General features: G+C 49.3%; 11 protein-coding genes and 1 pseudogene. 3 read left to right on the forward strand and 9 right to left on the reverse strand.

The genetic code is table 11. From position 1 onward, the window contains the following. A pseudogene (locus KDK18_RS12805) lies at positions 1-688 on the forward strand (hypothetical protein); the annotation flags it as partial. 24 nt (positions 689-712) lie between these two features. On the opposite strand, the gene sctU reads toward KDK18_RS12805, so the two are convergent. The 9 genes from sctU to KDK18_RS12850 all read right to left on the reverse strand — a co-directional run bounded on the left by sctU (position 713) and on the right by KDK18_RS12850 (position 7,803). Next, the gene (gene sctU / locus KDK18_RS12810) at positions 713-1,768 is read right to left on the reverse strand and encodes a type III secretion system export apparatus subunit SctU (protein WP_257255317.1); all 1,056 of its coding nucleotides are present in this window, start codon (positions 1,766-1,768) and stop codon (positions 713-715) included. Then, the gene (sctT, locus tag KDK18_RS12815; protein ID WP_257255318.1) at positions 1,765-2,556 is read right to left on the reverse strand and encodes a type III secretion system export apparatus subunit SctT; all 792 of its coding nucleotides are present in this window, start codon (positions 2,554-2,556) and stop codon (positions 1,765-1,767) included. The genes sctU and sctT overlap by 4 nt, the downstream gene beginning before the upstream one ends. A gap of 14 nt (positions 2,557-2,570) precedes the next feature. After that, positions 2,571-2,834: a type III secretion system export apparatus subunit SctS gene (gene sctS, locus KDK18_RS12820; RefSeq protein ID WP_257255319.1), complete on the reverse strand. Its 264-nt coding sequence runs from the start codon at positions 2,832-2,834 to the stop codon at positions 2,571-2,573. A gap of 21 nt (positions 2,835-2,855) precedes the next feature. Further along, positions 2,856-3,515 (reverse strand): type III secretion system export apparatus subunit SctR, encoded by a 660-nt coding sequence (gene sctR / locus KDK18_RS12825; protein ID WP_257255320.1) that lies wholly within the window; start codon positions 3,513-3,515, stop codon positions 2,856-2,858. Positions 3,516-3,552: 37 nt separating this feature from the next. After that, positions 3,553-4,578, reverse strand: a complete 1,026-nt coding sequence (sctQ, locus tag KDK18_RS12830; RefSeq protein ID WP_257255321.1) for a type III secretion system cytoplasmic ring protein SctQ — start codon at positions 4,576-4,578, stop codon at positions 3,553-3,555. Between the two features lie 18 nt (positions 4,579-4,596). Continuing rightward, positions 4,597-5,370 carry a type III secretion HpaP family protein gene (locus KDK18_RS12835; RefSeq protein ID WP_257255322.1) on the reverse strand — a complete coding sequence of 258 codons (774 nt, stop codon included), beginning with the start codon at positions 5,368-5,370 and terminating at the stop codon, positions 4,597-4,599. 27 nt (positions 5,371-5,397) lie between these two features. Then, positions 5,398-5,859, reverse strand: a complete 462-nt coding sequence (locus KDK18_RS12840; RefSeq protein ID WP_257255323.1) for a type III secretion protein — start codon at positions 5,857-5,859, stop codon at positions 5,398-5,400. 5 nt (positions 5,860-5,864) lie between these two features. Next, positions 5,865-7,196 (reverse strand): type III secretion system ATPase SctN, encoded by a 1,332-nt coding sequence (gene sctN / locus KDK18_RS12845; protein WP_257255324.1) that lies wholly within the window; start codon positions 7,194-7,196, stop codon positions 5,865-5,867. Between the two features lie 109 nt (positions 7,197-7,305). Beyond that, entirely contained in the window at positions 7,306-7,803 is a 498-nt protein-coding gene (locus KDK18_RS12850) for a type III secretion system chaperone (RefSeq protein WP_257255325.1), read from the reverse strand. A gap of 247 nt (positions 7,804-8,050) precedes the next feature. Here KDK18_RS12850 and tadA point away from each other — a divergent pair, with 247 nt between their 5' ends. Together tadA and KDK18_RS12860 are read left to right on the forward strand one after the other, a co-directional pair. Beyond that, entirely contained in the window at positions 8,051-8,548 is a 498-nt protein-coding gene (gene tadA, locus KDK18_RS12855) for a tRNA adenosine(34) deaminase TadA (protein WP_257255326.1), read from the forward strand. Positions 8,549-8,720: 172 nt separating this feature from the next. Then, a partial coding sequence (locus KDK18_RS12860) for a hypothetical protein (protein ID WP_257255327.1) occupies positions 8,721-8,965 on the forward strand: 245 nt, incomplete at its 3' end.

Raw genomic sequence — 8,965 nt, forward strand, 5'->3', positions numbered from 1 at the left:
GTGTGGCGTCGGTTCAGGTATTGGGCGTTACCTGGCTCAGTACGGTGTGCGTCGTTGCGGTGATATGCAGAAAGTGCCCATTAGCGTGCTGGGCAAGCGTTTTGGTAATCTGGGCAAACGCATCTGGCTGATGGCCCAGGGCATGGACCCGGAGCCACTGCATAAAGAGGTAGGCGTGCCCCAGAGTATCGGGCACGGTAAGGTGATTCCGCCCAATACCCGGGATAAAACCATCCTGAGAACCTATCTGCTGCATATGTGTGAAAAGGTGGCCGCTCGTCTCAGACGTTATGACTTTGAAGCCCGGTTGTTTGCCATTGGCGTGAATACGCCCGGAGGCTGGGTCAGCAAAAAGCTGAAGACGACAACCCCAACATCCGATGGCGATCTGATTATGGCACTGGCAGACTTTTTCCTGGATGTCTACTGGGATGAAGGAGAGAGAAGCCGGGGAGTGCATCAGGTACACGTCGGAGCCCTGGACCCGCGACCCAAACATGGGCAAGGAGAACTGTTCAAGGAAGAGGATATTAAAAAGGAAAAACTACTGGCGACCATTGATGAGATCAACCATCGTTACGGCGAGTTCGCCCTGTGTAAGGCTCCCTTGCTGAACCGCTCGGAAATGCCCAATGTCATTTCACCGGCCTGGCGGCCAGTGGGGCCCAGAAATACTCTGGAGAGTTGAGCAGAGGTTTTGCATTGTTCAACCTTAAGAGTCGTCTGAGAGGCCCTGTTTTTCCTTGAGGTCTTCTACCCATCGGAATACTTCTGCCACCGGTTCAATCAAATCGCTGGGGATGAAACTGGCAATGTCCGTATCAAACAGGGCGTGGGCCAGGGGGACATTCTCCATAACGGGGATGCCTTCTTTATCGGCAATTTTCACAATAAAGCGTGCACGTCCACCCCGGCCTTTAACCGTCACCACGGGCAGTGGTGTCACATCCTGTTTATAGTGCAGGCCGATGGCCAGGTGAGTCGGGTTTTTGATAACAACGTCTGATTTCTTGGTGTTTTCTGCTTCGTTGAGAATTTCCTGGTGAATTTCTTTTCGTTTACCCTTGATTTCAGGGCTACCTTCCATCTCTTTGTGTTCGCGTTTGACTTCATCCTTGGACATTTTATTTTCTTTGGTGAACTGTTGCTTCTCGAAAAGATAGTCCAGCACCGAGATCACTAAGAAAGCCGCAATGGCGTAGATCATCAGTTTTTTCATCAAAACCCCGACAACAGGGAGGATACAGTCATTACCACAGTAAGGGAGGTTGACCATATCAGCGAGGCTGTTTTTGATGACGAAGTAAACAACGATGGAAAGAAACACAATCTTGATAACGGACTTGAAGAATTCCACCAGATTTTTGATGGCAAAGATGCGCTTGAATCCGGCAATGGGACTGATCTTTTTCAGGTCGGGTTTTACCGATTCACCGGCCAGCAGAAAGCCAAACTGCATAATGTTGCCTATGATGGCAGACAGCATGGATACCATAACCAAGGGTAACAGTAGCTCAATGGATTTATCAAGAATGCCCCGGGTGACAATCTTGAAAGCGTCCTGAAAGTTTTCGTTATAAACCGTTGCGGGAAGGATCACCATTTCCTGAATGGTGTTGAGATAGGTATCGCTCATAAACCAGAGGGTGCAGACCACGGCGATAATGCCAAAGGTGCTGGATACTTCTTTACTCTTGGCGACCTGACCTTTTTTTCGGGCGTCACGCAGTTTTTTTGGTGTAGGTTTCTCTGTCTTTTCAGCACTCATTTCCAGAGCTCTCCCACGGTTTTAAAAATCATGGGAATGCTTTCGTCATGTTTTTTGGCCAGTTGTAGAATCGTGCTGACGTAAACCACCAGGATGGCTGCCGCGACACCGGATTTGATCGGCATGGCCAGAATAAATACGTTCAGCTGAGGGGCTGAGCGGCTGATCAGGGCGATGCCAAATTCTGTGATAAACATGGAGATAATGACGGGGGCAGAAAGCCACATGGCCAGTCCAATAATCAGGTTGAACTGATTCAGGAAAAAAGTAGTGGCTTCAGGGTTCAGTCTGGGATAGAAACTGAACACAGGCCATACGTCATAGCTGATGAACAGACTTTGCAGCAACAGCAGAAATAAGCCACTGACCATGAAAATAGCGGTAAAAGCCTGAGAGAACAAGACACCCATGGGTGATGTTTCCGCACCCGACAGAGGATTCAGGGCGCTGGCCATGGAAGCCCCCCGTTGGTTATCAATGAAGAACCCCGCTGACTCCAGTGCCCAGAATGGAATGGTGATACAAAACCCGATAATGGCCCCTATAAAAGCTTCTTTAAGAACAAATCCGGCCGTAGCATAAATGGTGAGGGCTTCATCGGGTTTGTGTTCTGCCAGCATAGGATGGAGAAACAGGACCATGCAGGCGCAAATGCCATTTCGCATCATGGCGCCACCCAGCATGCGTTTGTGCAGGAAAGGGATCAGAGTGAACAGGGCAACAATTCTGGGCATGCCCATGGTAAATACATAAAACCACTCTTTTAGCTCATCTATTGGGATGACCATGGCGGATTACCCGGTTATAGGTCCGGTATTTTGTTCATGATGGCCAGAGAGTAATGATAAATCTCAATGCCCAACCATCGGGCAGTGGCAAAGATGCTGATGATGACGGCAATCAGCTTGAAGGCAAAGGGCAGGGTTTGCTCCTGGATCTGGGTCAGGGCCTGGATCAAACTGATCAGCAGACCTACGCCAGCCGCGGCAATGATCGGAGGCATGGATAAAACCAGAGTCAGCATCAGTGCCTGAGCTGTCAGCTGAATGATGTCCGAATCTACCATGCTCTTTTCCCTTGAGGCTTTCTAGCCATAACTTAATACCAGTCCCTGAATCAAACGGGTCCAACCGTCCAGCAAGACAAACAGGAGCAGTTTGAAAGGCAGGGATATGGTCATGGGAGAGACCATCATCATACCCATGGCCAGCAGGATGTTTGAGACGATCAGGTCGATGACGATGAAAGGCAAATAGAGCAAAAAGCCAATTTGGAACGCCTTGGTCAATTCCGTGATACAAAAAGAGGGCAGCAGCACAATAAAGTCATCCCCCGAGAGTTCCTGCTGGTATTTTTTTGGCCACAGAAGGCGTGCAGACTTCAGAAAGAAGTTACGCTCTTTTTCGTTGGTGTTGTCTTTGAGAAATTGCTTGTAAGGGGCGCTGGCCAGCTTGAAGGATTCGATCCAGGACAGATCCTCAAAATTAATCTTTTCAGGTTCCAGCAATTCATAAGACTGATAGCCTATAGGTGCCATGATGTAGAGTGTCAAAATAATGGCCAGCGCGTTCATGGCAATGTTGGGAGGAATCTGCTGAAGACCGGTGGCGTTTCTGAGAATGGAAAAGACCACCACCAGTTTCAAAAAAGAAGTGCCCATGACTGCCATGAATGGAATCAGCGCCATCAGTGCCAGTGGCACCATCAAATAAAATGGGCTGGTCAAATTCAGTATGCCGCTTTCCATGGCGGGAACCTGCTCTACTGGATGTACTGCCTGGTTATTAGGATTCGGTCTTTCCCGTGAGTTCTGTAATCCGGGCTCCGAGGCGGCCTTCTATTTCCACCAACTGGCATTTACCAATCAGCTGGCCATTGGCTCTGATCTTGACCGGTGCTTCCACAGGGTTACTGAGCTGGAAAACATACCCAGGCGTCAGGCTTTGCAATTCTGCGAATGTCAGCTGTTGTTCGCCTACTTCGAACATCAGCATCACGGGCAAATCATGAAGATCAATAGGGGTAGCAGGTGCTTGCGGAGCTTCACCTTCTGGCATAGGCTCTTCATGCTCTGTGTACCCTTGGGCAGAATAATCTTCCATCGGCTGAAGCCTCTGTGAAATAGTGAGCCGGGTATCCTCAAGAGTGCCGAGAAACGCAGCATTCTGTTTGATTTTTACAATCACCTCTGAGTGACTGACATATTTTTCCAGAAAAACAATGTCGCCTTCTTCCAGATCATTGAGTTCACTGCGGTTCAGTGAGGTACTGCCTTTTTGCAGGGATACCCATAAAGGTATATCGGGCAGTGAGATAGATTGATGAGGTGGAATTGACTTCAACAGGTTCTCTATCACCTCGGAATACTCAATCTGAATGCTGGAACGGATGCTCCCGGCTTCAAGATCCACTGCAATTAAAGGGGCGTCTGTTTGCTCGGCAGGTTTGAGATGAGTGAGTGTGACAGACTGACCCAGCATCTGGCCCAAAAAATTAAACAAGGGGGTCAGGCTGCTCGAAATAGCCGCTTCACGAAGACTTTCAGGCAGTTTTTTAATGATTTGATGGTCGAGCTTTTTGGGCAAAAGAAAATCCAGAACCTGATGGCCCAGATAGAGTTTGTTGGGGTAGCCAGCCAGTTCTATATCGGCCTGCCAGCTGGAGGTCTGGTGATCAAGACCGGCAAGAGAGACAGTGAATTCGATACCGTTCAGTTGAATCTGGTAGCGGGTTTTGCGACGACACAGGAGCTGCCCCAACTGAAGCTCGGTTGCTGATATTGATTCAAACTTCAGTGGTATTGGTTCCATCAGTGTTTATCCGTTCTCTCAGGAATCATCGTTTTCCTGTTCTTCTTCACCCACGTACTCCTGCCGGGAACGCCCCTCACTCTGTTCGCCACCTCCGCCAGACAGGTTGATGTTGACCTGAACTTTTTCACCCAGCTTTTCGAGATTCTTCATCAAGCTGGCTTCATTGGCTTGCAGAAAGTTGTGGGAGTCTGCTGAAGAGGTATTCATGGTCACTTGCAGTTCACCAGAGACTCTCTGAATACGGATTTCGGTGCCCGGCAGAATATTGTCTTTCAGAGTGATTCGAACTTCGGCTCCTTCGATAGCGTCTTTTGAAGACACCATGATTTTATCAACCAGCTTGTTGATGACTTCATTGATTTCTTTGGGGCCACTGACGGCCTGAATGCTTTTCAATTGAACTTCAGAGGCCTGCTGGGTTTCCCTAACCTGACCGATCACATGCTCAGTGCCGTCACGCAGAGACTGCATGGCACCCTCTTCTAGACCTTTTTGACCTTCCTGACCTTTTTGACCTTCCTGACCTTCACGGCCACCGCCCTGGTCTTTGAACTTGCCTTCCAGAGCTTCCTTGGCACTTTTTCTGCGCTCTGCCATCAGGCTTTCAAGGCTTTGATCGCCCTTGGATTCCCCTTTGGTACTTTTCGGATCTTCTTTCTTTTTCATTTTTTTGGAAAAGTCAGAAGCCTGATCCTCAGACACTTTCTGGCTCTGATTCTGGCTCTGATTTTGAGCGGGCTGGTTGTTGCTATTCTGCTGAACATTCTGATTAGAGTGTGTGGGCTGCATGGTTGGCCTCCTTGCGATCTGTGCACCCTAGAATTTCGGACGAACAGTAAATTCTTCCATTTCCAGATCTTCGAGGCGAGCGGCTTCCTTTGCGGCTTCCTCGTCCTGAGCTTTGGTAAACTCTTCAAACTTTTCCACAGCCTGCATGGCTTTCGCATGATCTTCACGGGCCTGCTCAAGCTGTTCTTTGGCCTTTTCGACATTCTGTCTGGCTTCGTTGATGGCCTGTTCCAGCAGAACATCCTTTTCACGCATCTGGGCTACCTTGGCTTTTAGCTGATCCAGTTCATTCTGCTTCACCGCAGTATTGATAATGTTATCGTAGAGCCTTTCTTCTTCTTTACAGCGCCAGTCAATGTACTCTTCCAGTTCCTGCTCTTTGTTTTTGACTTCCAGCTGAGCCTGCTCCAGACGATATTCACACTTGCGAACTTCGTCCTGAGCAGACTTTTCCCGAATCTGCTTAACCTTGAGAAGTTCGTGCAGCATTCAGATCAGACTCCAACGACACGACGCAGTTGCTGGATGGTGGTGTCATAGTCACTCAGTTCATCGGTGCGCTGCTTCAGAAAGGTTCTTATGGCGTCTATTTTCCGCAAGGCTTCATCCGCCACTGCATCTGAGCCCGCTTTATACTCACCGACCTTAACCAGCAGTTCAATCTCTTCGAACTTGGCCAGAAGTTCCCTGAGTTTGCCCGCTGCGGCTTTGTGCTCTTCCGGGGTGATGGCATTCATGACACGGCTGGCACTGGATAGCACATCAATGGCCGGGTAGTGGTTAGCGGCAGCCAACTTTCTGGAAAGGATGATGTGTCCGTCCAGAATGGATCGGGTCTCATCCGCTACCGGTTCAGTCATATCGTCACCTTCTACCAGTACGGTGTAGAGTGCTGTGATTGAACCTGTATCAGACATACCGGCACGCTCCATTAACTTGGGAAGCGTGGCAAAGACTGAGGGTGGAAAACCTCGACGGGTTGGCGGCTCGCCGGCTGCCAGACCTATTTCACGCTGGGCACGGGCAAAACGGGTGACGGAATCCATTAGCAGAAGGACTTTTTTACCTTTGTCCCTGAAATACTCTGCGACGGCTGTGGCAGTATAGGCCGCTTTGGCTCTTTCCATGGACGATTTGTCAGAAGTGGCAACGATAATGACGGACTTCTGGACGCCTTCCGGGCCCAGATCATGCTCGATAAATTCCCTGAGTTCCCGTCCCCTTTCACCGATCAGCGCGAGGACTGTGACATCCACTTCAGCCCCTTTAACCAGCATCGAGAGCAGCGTACTCTTACCACCGCCGGCGGCAGCGAAGATCCCCATACGCTGTCCTTCTCCGCAGGTCAGTACGCCATCCAGGACTCTCAGGCCCAGTGGTAATGGTTTATCAATGATCTGGCGAGTCATGGGGTCAGGACTGTCGGCATAAACCGGATACCAGGTATCAGGCTCCACTCCGTCGAAGGCTTCCGGGTTTAAAGGGTTTCCCATACCATCAAGCACGTGACCCAGAAGGTGAGAGCCAACGCCTACATGGTGAACCTTACCCGTGGGAATCACTTCTGTTGTGGAGGAGATACCCATGATTTCACCCATGGGAGAGAGTACCGTTTCGTGCCCCTGAAAGCCAACGACCTCGGCGTAGCTGGTCCTGTCATCGTTTGGCGTCACCAGCTCACACAACTCGCCAATCTTGACACCGGGAACCGCCGCTTTGATGATCATGCCCTGTACTTCGGTAACACGGCCACGAATATCCAGTAGCCGGCTGCTTTCAACCGCATTTTGAAGCGCAGAAGTGAGGTAGTTAAGTGCTTCGGCCACGATCCCCGTCTCCTTTGTTACCCGTTGTTTTTTTTCTGTTCAGGATTTGATTAGTCAGAAAGAAAAAGAGGGCTGAATAAGCCCTCTTTTTCGGTGTGTTGATCAAGAATCAGACCATCATACCCATGTCTCCAGGTCCGCCGGGAGCGGTGGGAGGAGGCTTTGGACCACTCTCTTTGGGTGGTGCGGTACCATCGCTTTCAGTATTATTCACCTCGGAGATCACCCATTCAAGTGTGTTGACGAACTTCTCCAGGGTGGACTCAAAGTTGCCGTAGTCCGACGAAGCCTGCATAGAGCGAATCAGCAGAATTTCAGACTTGTCATGGTTCAGAGCGTGAAAAGCACCCTGCATACTGTGATGCTGAAGGTTCAGTGACAGGAGCTTTTCGTAGAGGCTGGTTTTGGCATCGTCGTGAGCATCCATGGGTTTTACTGAAGAGACAAACACCAGTGCTTCGTCTTCTTCCAGATATTCCATATTCACGATCAGGGTATCATCAAAACAGAGACCGCAGGCATCGTGTTCATTTAAGCTGAGCTCGCCCAGACCGATGCTCTCTGCAAAATGCTGTATATTCTCTTCTACATTTTGCTTGTAACTCATTCGATCATACCCTCCAATGGTACTTAGTCAGAAACTGAAATAACGATAATTAACTCTCAGTATATATCGCTCTTTTGCATTGCGTTGGAGAATTCCTGAACACCCGATCCGGAGAACTCCAGAACTTGATTAGTGTCTTTATCGGTCAAAGTGGCGAACGTCTGTATACTTGTTTCAACTTTTTTTTTACGTGTGAGTTGAATCGTTAACTCACGGCAGTTTCTTCGTTGAGTAGTGAGATTCTTTTTTGGCAGATCAAAACACGGATAGCCTCTGGATGCGCGAGGCCCTGAAGGAAGCGGAAAAAGCCCGGGAAAAAGATGAGGTTCCGGTCGGGGCCGTTGTGGTCAGGGGTGGCGAAATAATAGGCCGGGGTTTTAACCAGCCCATCAGCGGCTGCAATCCGATGGCCCATGCTGAGGTAATGGCCTTACAGGAAGCGGCCGCCACCCTCAACAACTACCGATTGGTGGATTGTGAACTCTACGTGACCCTTGAACCCTGTACCATGTGTGCCGGAGCGATTATCCACAGTCGGCTAAAACGGGTGATTTTTGGTGCCCTGGAACCCAAGGCCGGGGCTCTGGTCAGTCAGAGCCGAACATTGGAGTTGCCCTATATGAATTATCGGGTGGAAATGACTCCCGGGGTTCTTGAAGAGGAGTGTAGCGAAATCATTTCCTCCTTTTTCAGAGCCCGGCGTGAGGCCAAAAAAGCAGAGAATAAACGTTTGAAGTTGTGCTGAAATGGTGCATTCGGCTTTTTGAAAAGCGGATATGAATGAGTGCCGTTGTAAAAAACCAACGAACGATGGAACTTTTCATTGGAAGGAATGTCGAAGATTGACCTCTCATTGAAGGGGCAAGCCAAATTCTGGCTTTCTTATGATTTGATCTTTGACATTTGGAGTACATTCGATGAGAAAACTCGTTTTGACAGTCTTATTGGTGGCGTCTTCCACGGTTTGTGCGGAAATACGAAAAATAGAGGAGCAAACGCATGTGGATGCGTGGGGTGCAAGAGTCATGACAAGTTACTTTGACACAGTGTCTGAACAGTATTGTCTGGTGGTTATTGATAGTGAAAAATCAAATGCGCTTATGAACTGCAAAGCTGTCCATGAACTCTCAGAGCAGGCGCAAAAAAACATTCTCGGCGAGAA

Source organism: Endozoicomonas sp. SESOKO3 (assembly GCF_024606255.1).